Origin of the sequence: Kitasatospora fiedleri (genome assembly GCF_948472415.1) — a bacterium.
In the GTDB taxonomy this organism is placed as follows: Bacteria; Actinomycetota; Actinomycetes; order Streptomycetales; family Streptomycetaceae; genus Kitasatospora; species Kitasatospora fiedleri.
The window spans coordinates 5,859,118-5,876,946 of sequence record NZ_OX419519.1 but is presented as its reverse complement, the minus strand read 5'-3'; the positions used below and the strand labels follow the sequence as shown (position 1 = coordinate 5,876,946).

Below are 17,829 nucleotides of genomic sequence, written 5' to 3'. Positions count from 1 at the left end.
CGTTGTAGGTTTGACCCAGTCATCAGCGCGGCCCGCCGGGCTTCCCTCCAGGGACATGCCCCCACCCGCACGAGTCACTTCGTGCTGCCTGGGAGCATGTCTTGCTGTTCCGCGACTCCGTGTCCGCGGTCGCCGCCGAGAGGCTGGCCGGATCACTGTTCGTGCGTCTCATCGACCAGTTCGTCCACCAGCACGGCCACAAGCCCGGCCCGTCCGAGGTGCGCTCCTGGGAGATGAGCGTCCCCGAGCTGACCAACGCCCTCCTGGACGCCGGACTCGGCGCGGTGGAGGTGCTCCTCGAGTACTCCCTCCCGCTGAACAGCAAGCGCGCGGACGCCGTGCTCGCCGGCGTCCACCCGGTGACGGGCGAGCCGTCGTACGTGGTGGTCGAGCTCAAGCAGTGGAGCAGCGCGTTCCCGGAGGACGGCGAGCCGCTGCTGTGCCGGGTCGACGCGTACACCCGGCCGGTGCTGAACCCGATCGAGCAGGTCCGCGGCTACTGCGACTACCTCGTCTCCTTCAACGGGGCGCTCGCCGACCACCCCGAGCGGGTGTCCGGGGTGGCCTTCCTCCACAACGCGACGGAGTTCGGCGTCCAGGGCCTCTACGAGGTGCCGCAGGACGAGCGCGGCCGGCTCTTCACCGCCGAGCGGCGCGGGGAGTTCGTGGAGTACCTGCGCTCGAAGCTGAGCCCGGCCTCCGGCGCCCAGGCGGCGGACCAGTTGCTCGCGGGCAAGGTCGCCCCGTCCAAGCAGTTGATGGCGGTCGCCGCCGACGAGGTGCGCGAGCGCGAGCAGTTCGTCCTGCTGGACGAGCAGCGGGTCGCCTACGAGCTGGTGCTGCGGGCGGTGCGGCGGGCGCAGCAGTCCGATCACAAGCAGGTGGTCGTCATCACGGGCGGCCCGGGCACCGGGAAGAGCGTGATCGCGCTGTCCCTGCTCGGCGACCTGTACCGGCGCGGAGTGACGGCCTTCCACGCGACCGGGTCCAGCTCGTTCACCACCACGATGCGCCGGGTGGCCGGGGCGCGCAAGCGCCAGGTGCAGGAGCTGTTCAAGTACTTCAACAGCTTCATGACGGCCGAGCGCAACGGGTTCGACGTGCTGATCTGCGACGAGGCCCACCGAATCCGGGAGACGTCGGCGAACCGGTACACCCGGGCCGCCCAGCGCACCGGCAAGCCCCAGATCGAGGAGCTGATCGACGCCGCCCGGGTGCCGGTGTTCCTGCTGGACGAGCACCAGGTGGTCCGGCCGGGCGAGATGGGCACAGTGGCGCAGATCAGGGCCGCGGCCGCGGTGAAGGGCCTGGAGTGCGAGGTGGTCGAGCTGGACAGCCAGTTCCGCTGCGGCGGCAGCGACGCCTACCTGCGCTGGGTGGTGCGCCTGCTGGGTCTGGAGCCCGGCGGCCCGGTCGACTGGGAGCCCGACGGCAAGGTCGTCCTGGAGGTCGCGGACACCCCCGAGGAGTTGGAGGCGTTCCTGGAGGCCCGGCGGGCGGAGGGCTACGGCGCCCGGATGTCGGCCGGGTACTGCTGGAAGTGGACCACCAAGGTCGCCCCGGGCGATCCGCTCCCCCTCGACGTGCGGATCGGCGACTGGGCCCGCCCGTGGAACGTCTACGGCGACCGCTCGATCGCGGGCGCCCCGCCGGCCGCGCTGTGGGCCACCGACCCGGCGGGCTTCGGCCAGGTCGGCTGCGTGTACACCGCCCAGGGCTTCGAGTACGACTGGAGCGGCGTCGTCCTCGGCCCGGACCTGGTCTGGCGCACCGACCGCTGGTCCACCGACCGGACGGCCTCCAAGGACCCGGTCTTCCGCAAGTCCACCAGCGACGCCGACATCGACCGCCTGATCCGCAACACCTACAAGGTGCTGCTGACCCGCGGCATGATCGGCACGGTCGTGTACTCGACGGACCCGGAGACCCGCGCCAAGCTGCGGGAACTGGTCACCGGGCAGCAGGCGGAACGGATCGGGGCGGGGCGGGGCCGCCGCGGCTGACAGCCACCCGCCGGCCGGTCCCGGGGTCAGGGTCCTCCCGGTGCCAGGTCGGCGACGAGCCGGTCGAGTGCCGATTCCTCGTGCAGGGCCACGTTCAGTGCCGTCATGGCGGCGGCGAGGTCGGCGTCCCAGCTCGCCTCGACCGGAGGGCCGACGAGCGGGAGGCCGGGGCTGCCCTGGGCCCGGGCGTGGGCGGCGAGTTGTTCGTAGTCCTCGGCCGCCATCCGCCAGGGCAGGGCCGCGTAGCGCCGGATGACGCGGTTGGCGAGCGCGATGCCGGGCCAGTCGAAGTCGCCGTGGTAGCGCAGCCGCAGGCCGGCGGCCGCGAGGGTGTCCAGGAGTTCGAGGACGACGGTGGAGGCGCTGCCCGAGGTGCAGACCAGGGCGCCCCCGCAGCGGGCTTCGGCCGCTGCCTCGACCACCCGGGGGTTCTCGCAGATGTGCACCGGCGTGTCCGAGGGCGGGACGACGTCCACCTCGCGCAGTTCACGCAGTGTCAGGTGGGTTTCGGCGTGGTGGTCGGCCCGTTCCCGCAGGGCCCGTTCGCGCCACCCGCTGCCGACGGGGCGCAGGCCGTAGGTGAGCACGGTGCTCGACACCTCGTCGGGGACGACCGCCGCGGCCCGCCACAGGGCCCGCCGACCGGGCGCGTGCTCGGGCGGTTCGCCGCCCGTGGCCCGGGCGAGGCCGCGCAGGACCAGGCGGGACAGGACCGTGTCGTCGTCCAGGCCGTGTGCCGTGCCGGTCACCCGGGTCGCGAGCTCCCCGCGGCCGTACGGCGCCGCCTCCTCGCCCCGGTCGCTCCGGAGGAGGCCGAGGACCCGGATCGCCTGGTGGAGCAGGCCCGCCGCGTCCTGGGGCGGGAGCCTGCCGAGTGCGCCGGTACGGCGCAGGTCGTCGAGCCAGCCGCCCACCCAGTCCTGGCCGGCCAGCGGGGATGCGGCGACCGCCGCTTCGGCCGCCGCCCACAGCACGGCCCGCTCCTGCCGTCCGGTGTCCCGTGCCGCCCGCCGGTCGGTCAGCGGCAGCCCCAGCTGTTCGACGGCTGTGACGAGTCCGCAGTCCGCCGCGGTGTCGCGCAGCCTGCTGTCCAGGTCCGCCAGCCGGATGGTGGCGGTGGCGGTGGTGACCCGGCGGCCGAGCAGCAGGGACAGGGCCTCGCGCTCGGCGGCGGTGCAGCCGGTCAGCCGGATGCTGCCGCTGGGCTGGATTCCGTTGCGCTCCAGGCGGCGGTGGACCGCTGTCCACATCCGGGCGAGGTCCGGCCGGGCCAGGAAGGCGCGGGTCTGCGGTGGAAGCGTCACACGGTCACCAGACGGCGGTTGCGCCCGTTCCAGGTGTAGTGGAGCGTGGCGACACCGCGCACGTGGGGGTCGCGCAGGCACTCGTAGATGTGGAGTGCGGGCACGTCGGGCCAGGTGCCCATCAGGCGTTCGCTGGTCAGGACGAAGTCGAGGTCGAGGTCGACGAGGATGCGGCCGAGCCGGCCGTGGGTGGGCTCGTCGACCTTGGCGAAGGCGTCGTCGAGGAGGATCAGCCGGGGCGCCTGCGGGGCGGTCTCGGCGAGCGTGGTGAAGTGGGCGGCGGCGGCCGCGAAGAGTGCGAGGTAGGAGAGGACCCGCTGCTCGCCCTGGCTGAGGCCGGTCCGCCCGGTGAACTTGCGCCGGCGGGCGGTGGAGGTGTCGTCCAGTACCCACGGCTGGAAGGTGAACCAGGTCCGGTAGTCGAGCGCGGTCCGCAGGTGCGCGGCGTAGCCCGTGGCCGGGTCGGCGCGGCGGGCGTCCTCGATGCGGCGTTGCAGGATGTCCCTCAGCTGCTCCGTCTGCTCGCGGGTGCGCAACCCGGAGGGGCTGCGCAGCAGTTCGACGGCTGCCCGGATGTCCGCGTCGACGGTGTCGGCCAGCCGCCAGTCGAGTTCCACGCCGAGGCCGTGCGAGGTGCGGACGGATCGCAGGGTGCTGTTGAGCGCGTCGACCAGCGCTCCCGCGGCGAGCAGCTGGGTGGAGAGGTGGTCGCCCAGCTCTCCGGTGAGGAAGCGCTGGAAGACTTCCCGCTCGCGGTCGGTGAGCCGGGCCCGGGCGTCGTCGGCCTGCCGGGCGATGCGTTCGCCGACCAGCGCCACGTCGTGCGGACCGGTGTCGTCGACGAGTCGGCAGACCTTGATGCCGTCGGGCTCTTCCAGGGTCGCGTCGTAGCCGCCGGCGAGTTGGTCGCGCAGTTCGTTGAACCGGTTGAGCAGCGCGGTGTCGGAGACGTCGCGGCGCTCGGGGTCCAGGCCGCGCTGCACCGCCTCGACCAGGGTCTGCAGGGCGCGCAGCCTGGTCCTGGCGTCCTCCTGGGCCGGGTCCGGGATCTCCGGTTCGCCCGGGAGCGCGCCGAGTGCCGCGCCGCGCACGATGTCGGGTGTCGCCAGGGCGGTCCGCAGGGCGCGTCCGCACCGGATCACCTCGGCCTCCTGCGCCTGGAGCTCGTCACGCCTGGTCTGCTCGTCCAGTTCGCCGCGCACCACGTCGTCGTGCAGGCGTCCGGCGGTGCGCCCGGCCCTGGGCAGTTCCTCGCTGATCTCGTCGAGGCGCCGGAGGATGACCTGTTCCTCGGCGAGGATGTCCTGTTCGGTCGCTCCGAGCGCGCTCTCCAGCGTGCGGATCTCCCGACGGGCCTTCGCCAGCTCCTCCGCCCGCCGCGCGTAGTCCAGCTCGGCCTCCTCCCGGGCGGTGCGGGCCCGTTCGTAGCTGCGGCGTTCGTCGCGGTGGGCGGCGAGGCCCTCGGCGGTGGCGTCGACGCGAGCACGCAGTCGTCGGGTGCCGTCGGCCAGGGCCTCCACCGCGGAGCGGACGGTGAGCAGCGCGTCCCGGTCGGCCGGTAGGTCGTGCGCGGTGGCGGTGGCTTCGGCGTGGCGGCGGGCGTCGACGCAGGCGGAGCGGGCGTTCCGGGCGGTGCGGGCCGCCGTCGCGGCGTGCTGGCGCAGGCCGGCCGCGACCCGCTCGGTCTCCTCCAGGCGTGCCCAGGCGTCGGTGAGCCGCTGCTCGCGCGGCGGACGCCGCAGCAGTTCGAAGTCGTCCTGGAGCTCGGCGAGTTCCTTCACTTCGGACTGTGCGGCCAGTGCCTGGTCCTCCAGGCCCGCGAGGCGTTCGGCGAGTTCGGCGATGCGGCGCAGGCGGGTCCGTGCCCGGACCTCCGCGCCGACGTACTCCGCCACCGGCTTGGTGTGGGCGCCGCCGGTGACGCCGAGCCGCCAGCGGCCGTCCGCGCTCACCGCCCCGCCCGCCGCCGTGCCGAGTGGGACGCCGGTCGGCACCAGGGCGATGGCCGCCAGGATGCGGGCGACCTGCGCCGCGGTCACGCCGCTGTCGCCGGTGGGCACGGGGTGCAGCGCCTCGGCGAGCGACGGGCCGACGGCGGGCATGGTGGCGGTGAGCACGGTGTCCGGGGTGAGCGGGTCGAGCGGTGCGCCGTCCGCGCCGACCCAGGCGTCGAGGATTCCCGATGCTTCCAACGCCGCCTCGATACCGGCTCGTTCCGCCTGGCTCAGCTGCGGGCGAAGTCGACGAGCCGGTACAGCGGGGCGCCGGTGCGCGGGGAGCGGGGGGCGTCGCGGTGCGGCGGCTTGGGCGGGACCGGGTCGCTGCGCTCCTCCCATTCGGCTTTCTCGGCGCGGACGGCGTCGAGCGCCCGGGTGAGGTCGCGTGAGCGGAGTGCGGCCCGCTCCCGCCGGTCCTCCAGGTCGCGGCGGTACGGCTCGAGCGCCCGGAACGCGGCGGACGCCACCTCCTCGGCGACCGGGGCGGGCAGCGTGCGGTCCTCGAAGGACGCTTCCGCGGCCAGGTCGCGTCGCACGGCGGCGCGCACGGCGTCGACGGGTGCCCCCGATCGCTCCTCCAGCCGGTCCGCCCAGGCCTCGACCTCGGTCGCGTACGCCGCGCTCGCCGTGACGACCGCCGCTTCGCGCTCCGCCACCCGGTCGGCCTCGGCCTGGGCCTGTTCCTCCAGGCGTCCGTGCTCGGTGTCCGCCTCCCGCGCCCTCGTTTCGGCCTCGCGCAGCCCGTCGAGGAGGCCGAAGAGTTCCGAGACGGTACGGAGCCGGGTCTTCACCACCGGTTCGGCGGCGGCGAGTCGGGTGCTCCAGGAGCGCAGGGAGGCCGCCACCCCGGCCGGGTCGAAGGCTTCCACCCGTGCGGTGTGCATCAGGGCGGTGCCGCCGTCCGGACCGGTGGCCTCCTGCTCGGCCGCCGCGGCGAGCACCGAGGCGGTGCCGCCGACCGGGTCGCCGAGGTGCGCCGGTGCCAGTCCGGACCGTTCGGCCTGCCCGCACAGTTCGCGGTGGGCCGCGCCGAGTTCGAGCAGTTGTCCCGCCGTCCGCCCCGCCCCCGCGGTGAGCGCGGCCCCGGCGGCCTCCTGCGCTTCGTGGGCCCGTCCGAACGCCGTGTGGGTGGCCCGGGCCGTCGTCTGGATCGCCTCCACGGTGCGGCGCCGCTCGCCCAGTTCGTGCAGGCTCCGGTAGCCGGAACTCGCCCGCAGAGCGGCCAGGTCCGCCTCGGCCGTCGCGTGCTCCTGGGCCAGCGCGTCGCGCCGCTCGGCGGCCTCGGCCTCCTCGGTGCGCAGCGCGGTGACCTTCCGGCCGGCCTCTCCGGCGGCGAGCCTGCGCTCGGCGAGCGTGCCGAGCTCGGCGAGGACCTCGTTCGACCGGCGGCGCAGGGCCCCTTGGAGGTAACCGCGGTAGCTGCCCAGGAACCGGCGCAGCGCCTCGTCCGTCCGCTCCAGGCGTCCGAGGTCGGTGCGGACGCTGTCGAGGTCGTCGAGGTTGCGGGCGACGCTGTCGATCACGTTCTCGTCGAGCGCCGGCAGGGTCTCGCCGAGGACGGTCACCAGGCCGCCGGACTCGATCCGGTCTCCGGTGGTCGGGCGGCGCAGTCGGTGCAGCAGCTGGGTGAGGTTGCGGTAGCGGGCGGCGTCGGCCAGTCCGAACAGTTCGCGGGCCACCCTGGCGCGGTGGTCGGCGGGCCGGTCCAGCACGTTGTCGGCGCCGACGGCGGCCCGCAGCCGTTCCAGTGGCAGCGGCTGCCCGGACTCGACGAGGTCGAGGTCCTCCCCCACCCGCAGTGAGGTCGTGAAGAAGAACGGCTTGGCCGCGTTGGTGGACTTCGACGCGCTGACCGCGGCGCCGACCGTCAGGTGGTGCTCGGTGCCGTCCTCGTCCACCCGGCGGAACTCGACCCACAGGTACCCGAGGCGGTTGGTCTGCTGGAAGCCGTCGAGCATCAGCCAGGTCAGCGTGGTACGGCCGGTCCCGGTCGCGTCGAGGGCGCGGACGTCCGCGTCGAGCAGGTAGGGCAGCAGCATCTCCAGGGCCTTGGACTTGCCCGCGCCGTTCTTCCCGCGCAGCAGCAGGCGGCCGCCGCCGAACAGGAACTCCTGCCGGTCGTACTGCCAGACGTTGAGGATTCCGGCCCGGTTGAGCCGGAAGCGGTGCGGGGCCGTGTGCTGCGGGAGCTGCTGGTTCCGGCTCACGAGGGGGTCTCTCCGTTGCGGTCGGTCTGCGGGGGCCGTCGATCGGCGCGCTGGATCGAGACGGTCGTGGCGTACCGGGCTGCGGCGGCGAGCAGCACCCATTCGCCGGTGGCGCCGGGCCGGGCCGCGGACACGTCGGTGACCGCCCGGCCGTCGCCGGCCGAGACCTGGTACTGCGGCGGCACTCCGTGGCCGTCGGAGCGCAGTCGGCCCGCCCGGGCCACCAGCCGCATGCGGCTGAGGAGTTCGAGGGCGTCGGCGCGCAGGGCGGACGGGTCCTCCAGGTATCCGCGCTGCCAGTTCGCGCGCTGCCCGTACTGGTCGAGCAACTCGTCGACCAGCTCGCCGACCAGGCCCGGCGGGATCGGCACGCCCACGGTCAGGCGGCCGCCGGTCGCCGGGTGGCCCGCTCCCTCGGGGCGCAGCCGTGTCACCAGGCGGTCGACCAGGAGCAGCGCGGCCTGCGCGACCGTCCCGGTGCCGGGGAGCTGGAGGTCCGTCAGCTCGTCCTCCGGGTCGATCATGGCGATGCCCTCGGCGCGGATCTCGGCCTCCAGACCGAGCAGTTCGGCGAAGGCCTGGGCCTCTCGCCGCTGGCGGGTGCGCAGCCATTCGCGTTCGGCGTCCGGGAAACAGCCCCCGGCCGAGGCGGCCACCTGTCTCCCGCCCCCGGAAAACCTGCGGCAGCCAAGCATCAGCGTCATGCACGCGACGTTCTGCGCACCCAGGGAGCACGGGCCACGCCGAGCCCGAACCGGCCGGTGGTCCCCACCTGACCCCGAGGAAGCCGGAGTACGGCACCTGCGCCTCGTCAAGTGAACAGGCACTGCACCACGAAGAAGCCCGCTGACCTGGATCTCTCCAATTCAGCGGGCTTCCGACATCACTGTCGGGACGACAGGATTTGAACCTGCGACCCCTTGACCCCCAGTCAAGTGCGCTACCAAGCTGCGCCACGTCCCGTGGTCGTCCGCCCAGTGGCCCTCGCGGGTCTCTCGGCTTTCTGACCGTGCCCCGGTCTCCCGGCGACGTGGAAAACAATACAGCACGTCGGGGGGTGCTCGCTGCCAGGTTTCGGGGTGTGGCGGGTGGGTGGTCGGGGAGGGTCAGGGGGTGGGGTGGCGGGAGTCGTAGCGGAGGAAGGCGGGGCGGCGGAGGGCGAGGTAGAGGACGATGGCGACGCAGGCGAGGCCGCCGGTGAGGATGGAGAGGGTGGGGGTGGTGAGGGAGGAGACGGTGCCGGATTCGAAGTCGCCGAGGCGGGGGCCGCCGGCGACCACGACGATGAAGACGCCCTGGAGGCGGCCGCGCATCTCGTCGGGGGCGGCGACCTGCATCATCGTGTTGCGGAAGATCATCGAGACGGTGTCGGCGCAGCCGGCCGCGGCGAGCAGGAGCAGGGCGAGCGGGAGGTTGCGGACGAGTCCGAACGCGGCGATGGCCAGGCCCCAGGCGGCGACGGAGGCGAGGACGGCGACGCCGTGGCGGTGGATGCGGCCGATCCAGCCGGAGAAGAGGCCGCCGGCCAGGGCGCCGACGGCGGGGGCGGCGGCGAGCAGGCCGACGGTGCCGGCGTCACCGCCGTAGAAGGGGAGGACGATCGCGGGGAAGAGGGCGCGCGGGAGGCCGAAGATCATCGCGGCGAGGTCGGCGGCGAAGGAGGTCCGCAGGTTGGGCTGGGTGCGCAGGAAGCGCAGGCCGTCCAGGACGGTGGCGCGCTTGCCGGTGGTGGACTGCGGGCGCATCGAGGGCAGGCGCCACATCGCGTAGAGGGTGGCGGTGAAGGCGAGGGTGTCGGCCAGGTAGGCGCTCTGCACCCCGTACGTGGCGACGGCGACGCCGCCGAGCAGCGGGCCGACGGTCTGGCCGAGGTTCATGCCGATGGTGTTGAGGGCGTTGGCGGCGGGCAGCTGTTCGCGCGGGACGAGGCGCGGGATCATCGAGGACCGGGCGGGCGAGCTGACGGCGAAGAATCCACCCTGGAGCGCGACGGCGGCGTAGAGCGGGACGATGGAGCGCAGGTCCAGCAGGGCCTGGGCGGCGAGCAGCGCGGAGACCGCGGCGAGGCCGCCGGAGCCGATCAGGCCGAGGCGGCGGCGGTCGACGCGGTCGGCGATGGCGCCGCCGTACAGGCCGAAGACGACCAGCGGGACCAGGGAGCAGATGCCGACCAGACCGGTGAGGAAGGTGGAGCCGGTGCGGGCGTAGATCTGGATGCCGACCGCGAGGGTGGTCATCTGCTGGCCGATCGAGGAGACCGTCTGCCCGAACCAGAGCCGCCGGTAGTCGGGGCTGTGGCGCAGCGGGGTGAGGTCGGCGAAGGCGCCGCGGGTGAGGCGGCGCAGTCCGGTCCGGGCGGGGCCGGGCGGCGGGGACGGCCGGGAGGGCGTTTCGGTGGGCACCCCGCCATGCTCGTTCAGCCGTTCGACGGCCGTGCGGGCGGGGTGCGGCTGGACATCCGCGGGAAACAAACGGACTCCCGGCGACCGCAGTCCGCCCGCCGCCCGCCGCCCGTTGCCCGCCGGTCAGCGCAGCAGGGTACGGGTGAGCAGCGCGGCGAGCCGTTCGTCGAGCGGTTCGCGGGTGGCGAGCAGCCGGTACCAGAGCATGCCGAAGGCGAGTTCGACGGCGCTGTCGGGGGTGAGCTGGGGGGCGAGCGCGCCGGCGGCGTGGGCGCGGGTGAGCAGGGTGCCGAGGGCTTCGCGGCGGGGGCGCAGCAGGGTGTCGTGGAAGCGGGGGCCGAAGGCCGGGTCGATCTGGGCCTCGGCCATCAGGGCGCGCAGGGCGTCGGTGGTGGGCGGGGTGGCGGCGGCGAACGTCGCGGCGAGGAAGGCGTGCAGGTCGGCGGCGTGGTCGCCGGTGTCGGGCAGCGGGATGTGCTGCCGGGCGTGCGCGGTGACGGCTTCGAGCAGGACGTCCGCCCGGCCGGGCCACCAGCGGTAGAGGGTCTGCTTGCCGGTGCCGGCCCGGGCGGCGATGCCCTCGACGGTGAGGCGCGCGTACCCGGCCTCGCCGAGCAGTTCGTACGCGGCGGCGAGGATCGCGCGGCGGCTCTCCTCGCTGCGGCGGCGGCCCGGGCGGGCGGGGGGCGGTGCCCCGTCGGCGGGTTCGTGCGGGTCCTGGTGCGCTTGCTCGATCACGGCGGCCACGCTACCTTAATTCGAGACGAGACGTCGCGGTTCGAAATTACGGACCGGGACACGCACTGGAGAGGGCACACATGAGCGAGCGCACCGCACTGGTGGTCGGCGGCACTTCGGGCATCGGGCTGGAGACCGCCCGCCAACTGCGCGACCGGGGCGCCACGGTGCACGTGGTGGGCCGCGGCAAGGAACGACTGGAGGCGCTGGCGGTCAGCGACCCGGAGCTGGTCGGGCACCGGGCGGACGGCGGCGACCGCGGGCGGATCGCCGAAGTCCTGTCCACCATCGGCAGGTTGGACTGGCTGGTGGTCTCACTGAGCGGCGCCGAGGGCGCGGGCACGTTCGCCGAACTCGACCTGGACGCCCTGCGCGGCGCCTTCGAGGCCAAGTTCTGGGGGCAGTTGACCACCGTGCAGGCCGCGCTGCCGCACCTGTCCGAGGACGGCTCGATCACCCTGGTCACCGCGATCTCGGCCCGCACCGGCATGCCGGGCACCGCCGGACTGGCCGCGGTGAACGGGGCACTGGAGGCGATGATCCGGCCGCTGGCAAGGGAGTTGGCCCCGCGCCGGATCAACGCCGTCTCCCCCGGACTGGTCGACACCCCGTGGTGGAACGGCCTGCCGCAGGAAGCGCGCGACGCCTACTTCGCCCAGGCCGCCGCCCAGTTGCCGACCCGCCGGATCGCCTCTCCGGCGGACGTCGCCGAGGCGGTCGTGCTGGCCGCGACCAACCGCAACCTCACCGGCACCGTCCTGGAGAGCGACGGCGGTCTCCATCTCGCCCCCCTCAACTGACGCACAAAACAAGCTAGTTCAGCCCGTGCGCCTCAGCTTCCTCTCCTGGCCGCGTGGTTGGCCGCACAGACCTCAACGGCCGCCCACCGAAAGGACGTTCACCTCGCGGCCAGCGCCGTGGTCTGCGCGTGGCCGATCACGTGGCCGCTCATGCTGAACGCGGTGACGGCGGCGGGCGTGGCGGCCGGCAGCGCCAGGCTCGGGGTGTCCAGGGCGTAGACGTTGATCTGGTAGTGGTGCGGGCGGTCGCCGACCGGCGGGCAGGGGCCCAGGTAGCCCTGCACGCCCGCGTCGTCGGCGCCCGTCACCGCGCCGGCCGGCGGAGTGGTCTCCAGCCCGGTGGCGGTGGCCGGGACGTCCCAGACCAGCCAGTGCCAGAAACCGGAGCCGGTCGGCGCGTCCGGGTCGAACATGGTGACGGCGAAGCTCCGGGTGCCGCCCGGGGCGCCGCGCCACTCCAGCCGCAGCGACTGGTTGCCGCCGTCGCAGCCGAACGCGTTCGCCCAGTGCGACTGCGGGAAGCGGCCGTTGACCAGGTCGGGGCTGCCGACGGCGAACCGCTGCGCCCCGGCCGGGACCCCGGCACGGACCGACACCCGGCCGAACTCCTTCACCCCCTTCCCCACCTGGGCGCTCGAGTCGGCGACCCCCAGCAGCGTCAGCACCGCGGCGGCGGACAGCGTGACGGCGGCGGCGCGGTACGGACGCGCACGCCGAACGGCGGTGGCGCCGGCGGTGGCAGTGGTGGCGGTGGCAGTGGTGGCGGCCACCCGGGTACGGAACGGACGTGACATGGCGCGAGGCTCCCCGTCGGTCGTCGGATCTGGCTTCGGATGCCCCCACCCTCCCCCGCCGGAAGGATCTCGAGGAGGCCCGCCGGATGGTGGCATCCGGCGTACCAGCCTCGGCACTGGACGGCCCGCCCGGCCCGCGCCGATGATCGGGGACATGACCGAGCACGCCCCGTCCCCGCAGGCCGAACTGGCCGCCTTCCTCCGGGCCAAGCGCGCCCGCCGGCAACCCGAGGACGTCGGCCTGCCGCGCGGGCCGCGCCGTCGCACCCCGGGGCTGCGCCGCCAGGAGGTCGCCCAGCTCGCCGCCGTCAGCGTCGAGTGGTACGTCCGCCTGGAGCAGGGCCGGGTCGGCACCCCGGGCGGCGCCGTCCTGGACGCCCTCGCCGAGGCCCTGCGCCTCACCCCGGACGAGCACCGCCACCTGCACCTGATCGCCCGCCGGGAGACCCCCGTCCTGCCCGCGCCCCGCGCCCCGCAGGACCCCGTCCGCGACTCGCTGCGCCAACTCCTGGACGGGATACCGCTGTTCCCCGCCTACGTGACCGACCACCGGCTCGACGTACTGGCCCACAACGCGGCCGCCCGGGCCCTGTTCGGCCCCGCGTTCGGCACCGGAGCGACCGACAACACCGCCCGCATGCTCTTCCTCGACCCGGCCACCCGCGCCACCCAGCTCGACTGGGCCCGGGTCGCCCGCGAGACGGTCGGCCACCTCCGCACCTCCACCGCCCGCCACCCCGACGACCCCCGGCTCGCCGCCCTCCTCGCCGAACTTCGCTCCTATAGCGCCGAGTTCGCCCTCTGGTGGGACGACCACACCGTCCTCGACCGCGCCGCCGGCACCAAACGCGTCCGCCACGCCGAAGTCGGCGACCTCCGCCTCCACTACGACATCCTCACCACCGGCCACCACCACCTCTTCACCCTCACCCCGGCCGACCCCGCCACCGACCGCGCCCTCCGCCACCTCGTCACCACCCACACCACCCGCACCGCCGCCACCAACGCCGCGGGCACCACCGTCCGCCCGATCACGGCCGCCTGAGCAGCACCGCTCGAACAGGCCGCCGCCTGAACCGACCGGACGGCCCGGGCCCGCCGCGCAGAACCGGGCCCGGGCCCGGCCGCTCAGCCCAGTCGCTTCAGGAGTTCCTCCGCCAGCGGGGCCGAGGAGGACGGGTTCTGGCCGGTGATCAGGTTGCCGTCGACGACGACGTGCGGGGTCCACGGGGCGGCGGGGTCGACGGTGAGGCCGGCCTCGGTGAGGCGGGTCTGGAGGAGCCAGGGGGCGCGGTCGGCGAGGCCGGCCTGGGTCTCCTCGGCGTCGGTGAAGGCGGCGACCCGGCGGCCGGCGAAGGCGTTGCGGCCGGTGGCGGGGTCGGTGGCGGCGAGCAGCGCGGCGGGGCCGTGGCAGACCACGGCGAGGGGCTTGCCGGAGGCGAGGGCCCGGACGAGCAGGCGGCCGGAGTCGGCGTCCCGGGCGAGGTCCTCCATCGGGCCGTGGCCGCCGGGGTAGAAGACGGCGTCGTAGTCGTCGAGGTCGACGTCGGCGATGGCCAGCGGGTGGTCGAGCTCGGTCATCGCGGCCAGGGTGTCGGCGAGTTCGCGGGCCTGCTCGGCGCCGCCGTTGGCGTCGGGCCCGAGGCTGGCCCGGTCGACGGGCGGGACGGCGCCGCCGGGGGTGGCGACGGTGATCTCGTGGCCGGCCTCGCGCAGGGCGCGGTAGGGGGTGGCGACCTCCTCCGCCCAGTAGCCGGTGGGGTGTTCGGTGCCGTCGTTGAGGGTCCAGTGGTCGGCGCCGGTCATCACGAACAGGATCTTCGACATGTCGCGTTCCTCCGAGGGGCGGGCTGCTTCGCGGTTGTGCTCCGACCGTAGACCGGCCGGGCGATCGGTATCCAATGAGCGCGCCGATAGCAGCCATCGGTTCTCCGATGGCTCGGTCGGCCCTCGTCGGCCGTCGCCGGCCGTCGCCCGGCAGTACGCTCACCCGATGGACGACCACCTGCCGCGCGCCGCCGGTGCCGGGCCCCGGTCACGTGCCACCGCCGGACCCGCGCCGCACACCACCGCCACCACGGCCGCCACCACCGCCCCGGCCACCGCCACCACGGCCACCACCACCGCCCCTGCCACCGCCACCACCACCACCACGGCCAACGCCGGACCGCCGGACCTCAACCAGTTGCGCACCTTCCTCGCCGTGTACCGCCTGGGTTCGTTCACCGCCGCCGCCCGCCGGCTGGGCCTGTCGCAGTCGACGGTGACCGCGCAGGTCCGCGCGCTGGAGCGGCGTCACGGCCGGGAGCTGTTCGAGCGGCGGGCCCGCGGCGCGGCGGCGCTGCCCGCGGCGGACGAGCTGGCCGCCCGGGTCGCCGAGCCGCTGGACCGGCTGGCCGGTGCGACGGAGCGGCGGCCGTCGGCGGAGCCGGTGCACCTGGCCGGCCCGGCGGAATTGCTCGGCACGCTGCTGCTGCCCGCGCTCGCCCCGCTGGTCGCGGACGGGGTGCGGCTGCGGGTGTCCACCGGGCTGTCCGACCCGCTGCTGGCCGAACTCCGTTCCGGGCGGCACGACGTGGTGGTCTCCACCCGCCGCCCGACCGGCCGGGCGCTGACCGCCGTACCGCTCGCCGACGAGGAGTTCGTCCTGGTCGCCGCCCCCGGCTGGGCGGCCCACCGGGCCCTCGCGCACCCGGCGCACCGAGCGCACCGGGCGCACTCGAAGGACCCGGCCGTCCCGGCGGACCTCGCGGACCCCGCCCACCTCACCGACCTCACTGACCCCACCGACATCGCCGACCCCACCGACCTCGCCGACGCGCTCCCCCGGCTGCCGCTGGTCAGCTACGCCGAGGACCTGCCGATCGTCCGCCACTACTGGCGGCACGTCTTCGGCCGCCGACTGCACGCCCTGGCCGCCGTCACGGTGCCCGACCTGCGGGCGGTGCGGGCCGCGGTGGCGGCCGGGGCGGGGTGGAGCGTGCTGCCCGAGTACCTGTGCCGGGACGCGCTGGCGTCCGGCGCGCTCGTCCCGCTGCTCCGGCCGGCCGACCCGCCGATCAACACCGCGTACCTGGTGCACCGTCCGGAGGCCGCCGCGAACCCGCACCTGGCCGCCGTCCGGGAGCACCTGCTGGCCGCCGCCCGCCACTGGTGACGAGGCCGGACCGATCCGGGGCCGCACCGGACCGGTCCGGTGGTTTCCCACCGCCAACGCACCTCCCCCATCAGCGGATTGACCTTGTCTGCACAACTTGGGACCGAACCGCGTGCACTTGTCCGAACAACTGGAGGCGTTCGCCGGACGTACGCCGACCGGCCACAGGCGGTACTGCGGGCGGTACCCCGGGCGCGCTACCGTGACGGGCGCCCTCCACCCGCCCCTCACCCGCAGAGGTCGTGTCCCCCATGACTGAACCGAATCGGCGTCGTTTCCTCCAACTGGCCGGCGCGAGCCTGGCGTTGCCGGCGCTGGCGCCCAGCATCGCGCGGGCCGCCGCGATCGCCCCGCAGGGCAACACGGGCACCATCCAGGACGTGCAGCACATCGTGGTGCTGATGCAGGAGAACCGGTCCTTCGACCACTACTTCGGCGCGATGAAGGGCGTGCGCGGCTTCGGCGACCCGCGGCCGGTGACCCTGCCGAGCGGGAAGCCGGTCTGGTACCAGACGAACAGCGCGAAGAAGGAGATCCTGCCGTTCCGGCCGCAGGTGAACGACCTCGGGATGCAGTTCGTCCAGGACCTCAACCACGACTGGGCCGGCGGCCACAAGGCGTTCAACGGCGGCAAGTACGACCAGTGGGTGCCCGCGAAGACCGCCACCACCATGGCGTACCTGACCCGGCAGGACATCCCGTTCCACTACGCGCTCGCCGACGCGTTCACGCTGTGCGACGCCTACCACTGCTCATTCATCGGCTCCACCGACCCGAACCGCTACTACCTGTGGACGGGCTACACCGGCAACGACGGCACCGGCGGCGGTCCGGTGCTGGGCAACCAGGAGGCGGGCTACTCCTGGACCACCTACCCGGAGCGGCTGGAGGCGGCCGGCGTCTCCTGGCGGATCTACCAGGACATCGGCGACGGCCTGAACGCGGCCGGCTCCTGGGGCTGGATCAACGACGCCCACCGCGGCACCTACGGCGACAACTCGCTGCTCTACTTCAACAGTTACCGCAACGCCAAGCCAGGCGACGCGCTGTACGAGAAGGCCCGCACCGGGACGAACGCCAAGGCCGGCGACGGCCTGTTCGACCGGCTGCGCCACGACGTCGGGGCCGGGACGCTGCCGCAGGTCTCCTGGATCGTCGCGCCCGAGGCGTACACCGAGCACCCCAACTGGCCTGCGAACTACGGCGCCTGGTACGTCTCGCAGGTGCTGGACGCGCTCACCTCGAACCCGGACGTGTGGGCGAGGACCGCGCTGTTCATCACCTACGACGAGAACGACGGCTTCTTCGACCACGTGGTGCCGCCGTTCCCGCCCGCCTCCGCCGACCAGGGGCTCTCCACGGTCGCCACCGGCGCCGACTGGTTCGCGGGGAACGCGAGTTACCCGGCCGGCCCGTACGGCCTCGGGCAGCGGGTGCCGATGCTGGTGGTCTCGCCGTGGAGCACCGGCGGCTACACCTGCTCGGAGACCTTCGACCACACCTCGGTCATCCGCTTCATCGAGAAGCGCTTCGGCGTCACCGAACCGCACATCTCCCCCTGGCGGCGTGCCATCTGCGGCGACCTGACCTCCGCCTTCGACTTCACCGCGAGCACCGCCGCCCGGCCCGCGCTGCCGTCCACCGCCGCCTACCTGCCCGCCGACCACAACCGGCACCCCGACTACGTGCCCACCCCGCCCGCGACCGGCACCATGCCCAGGCAGGAGGCCGGGTCCAAGCCGACCCGTCCGCTCAAGTACGCGCCGTACGTGGACGGTTCGGCCGACACCTCGACCGGCAAGTACGCCCTCGCGTTCAGCGGCGGCCCGGCCGCCGGCGCCCAGTTCCTGATCACCTCGGCGAACCGCACCGACGGCCCGTGGACGTACACCACCGAGGCCGGCAAGTCGATCTCCGACGCCTGGAACACCGCCTACTCCGGCGGCGTCACCGACCTGACCGTGTTCGGCCCGAACGGCTTCCTGCGCCGCTTCCGCAACCCCGGTAAGACCGCCGGGCCCGAGGTCACCGCCCGCCACGACGCCGCCACCGGCAACCTCGCCCTGACCTTCACCAACCCCGTCGGCGCCGACGCCGTCCTCACCGTCACCAACGCCTACGCCGGCCCCCCGCGGACCGTCACCGTCCGCCGCGGCGCCACCGCCACCCTCACCCTCGACCTCACCGCCTGCCGCCGCTGGTACGACGTCACCATCACCTCCAACCTCACCACCGACTTCGTCCGCCGCCTCGCCGGCCACGTCGAGACCGGCGCCCCGTCCCTCTCCGACCCCGGCCTGCTCACCTACTGACCGGCCCGCACGACCAGGATCGGACGGTGTCCGAACCCTGCGCCGCGGGCTGCGGCCGGAGCCACCGGCCGCAGCCCGCGACCTTTGACACCGGACGCCCCGGTGGTCTAGACCT

13 protein-coding genes and 1 tRNA gene are annotated in these 17,829 nt (G+C 74.3%); 5 read left to right on the top strand and 9 right to left on the bottom strand.

The annotated features are described in order from the left end of the window. Positions 1-101 precede the first annotated feature (101 nt). On the top strand, positions 102-2,003 hold the full coding sequence (locus tag QMQ26_RS26695; protein ID WP_282202939.1) for a DNA/RNA helicase domain-containing protein: 1,902 nt from the start codon (positions 102-104) through the stop codon (positions 2,001-2,003). Positions 2,004-2,029: 26 nt separating this feature from the next. On the opposite strand, the gene QMQ26_RS26690 is transcribed toward QMQ26_RS26695, so the two are convergent. From QMQ26_RS26690 to QMQ26_RS26660, 7 genes are all read right to left on the bottom strand, one after another. After that, on the bottom strand, positions 2,030-3,307 hold the full coding sequence (locus tag QMQ26_RS26690; RefSeq protein WP_282202938.1) for a TIGR02679 family protein: 1,278 nt from the start codon (positions 3,305-3,307) through the stop codon (positions 2,030-2,032). Next, positions 3,304-5,643, bottom strand: a complete 2,340-nt coding sequence (locus QMQ26_RS26685; RefSeq protein ID WP_282202937.1) for a TIGR02680 family protein — start codon at positions 5,641-5,643, stop codon at positions 3,304-3,306. The genes QMQ26_RS26690 and QMQ26_RS26685 overlap by 4 nt, the downstream gene beginning before the upstream one ends. After that, a complete protein-coding gene (locus QMQ26_RS26680; protein ID WP_282202936.1) occupies positions 5,532-7,511 on the bottom strand; it encodes a TIGR02680 family protein in 1,980 nt (659 codons plus the stop codon). Before QMQ26_RS26680 ends, QMQ26_RS26685 begins: the two co-directional genes overlap by 112 nt. Beyond that, a complete protein-coding gene (locus tag QMQ26_RS26675; RefSeq protein ID WP_318552045.1) occupies positions 7,508-8,167 on the bottom strand; it encodes a DUF2398 family protein in 660 nt (219 codons plus the stop codon). Before QMQ26_RS26675 ends, QMQ26_RS26680 begins: the two co-directional genes overlap by 4 nt. Positions 8,168-8,400: 233 nt before the next feature. Then, a tRNA-Pro gene (locus QMQ26_RS26670) sits at positions 8,401-8,474 on the bottom strand. Positions 8,475-8,617: 143 nt separating this feature from the next. Continuing rightward, positions 8,618-9,913, bottom strand: a complete 1,296-nt coding sequence (locus QMQ26_RS26665) for an MFS transporter (RefSeq protein ID WP_100840074.1) — start codon at positions 9,911-9,913, stop codon at positions 8,618-8,620. 123 nt (positions 9,914-10,036) lie between these two features. Then, positions 10,037-10,651, bottom strand: a complete 615-nt coding sequence (locus QMQ26_RS26660; RefSeq protein WP_282202935.1) for a TetR/AcrR family transcriptional regulator — start codon at positions 10,649-10,651, stop codon at positions 10,037-10,039. Between the two features lie 80 nt (positions 10,652-10,731). Here QMQ26_RS26660 and QMQ26_RS26655 point away from each other — a divergent pair, with 80 nt between their 5' ends. Continuing rightward, positions 10,732-11,451, top strand: a complete 720-nt coding sequence (locus tag QMQ26_RS26655) for an SDR family oxidoreductase (RefSeq protein WP_282202934.1) — start codon at positions 10,732-10,734, stop codon at positions 11,449-11,451. A 98-nt stretch (positions 11,452-11,549) separates the two neighbouring features. Here QMQ26_RS26655 and QMQ26_RS26650 read toward each other — a convergent pair whose 3' ends face one another. Beyond that, positions 11,550-12,245, bottom strand: coding sequence for a YbhB/YbcL family Raf kinase inhibitor-like protein (locus QMQ26_RS26650; RefSeq protein ID WP_282202933.1), 696 nt, complete (start codon positions 12,243-12,245; stop codon positions 11,550-11,552). Between the two features lie 154 nt (positions 12,246-12,399). On the opposite strand from QMQ26_RS26650, the gene QMQ26_RS26645 reads away from it, so the two are divergent. Further along, on the top strand, positions 12,400-13,290 hold the full coding sequence (locus tag QMQ26_RS26645) for a helix-turn-helix transcriptional regulator (RefSeq protein ID WP_282202932.1): 891 nt from the start codon (positions 12,400-12,402) through the stop codon (positions 13,288-13,290). An 83-nt stretch (positions 13,291-13,373) separates the two neighbouring features. Here QMQ26_RS26645 and QMQ26_RS26640 read toward each other — a convergent pair whose 3' ends face one another. Further along, positions 13,374-14,072, bottom strand: a complete 699-nt coding sequence (locus tag QMQ26_RS26640) for a type 1 glutamine amidotransferase domain-containing protein (RefSeq protein WP_282202931.1) — start codon at positions 14,070-14,072, stop codon at positions 13,374-13,376. Between the two features lie 166 nt (positions 14,073-14,238). Between QMQ26_RS26640 and QMQ26_RS26635 the strand changes: the two genes are divergently transcribed. Next, entirely contained in the window at positions 14,239-15,402 is a 1,164-nt protein-coding gene (locus QMQ26_RS26635; RefSeq protein WP_282202930.1) for a LysR family transcriptional regulator, read from the top strand. A gap of 251 nt (positions 15,403-15,653) precedes the next feature. Then, on the top strand, positions 15,654-17,714 hold the full coding sequence (locus QMQ26_RS26630) for a phosphocholine-specific phospholipase C (protein ID WP_282202929.1): 2,061 nt from the start codon (positions 15,654-15,656) through the stop codon (positions 17,712-17,714). Positions 17,715-17,829: the final 115 nt, after the last annotated feature.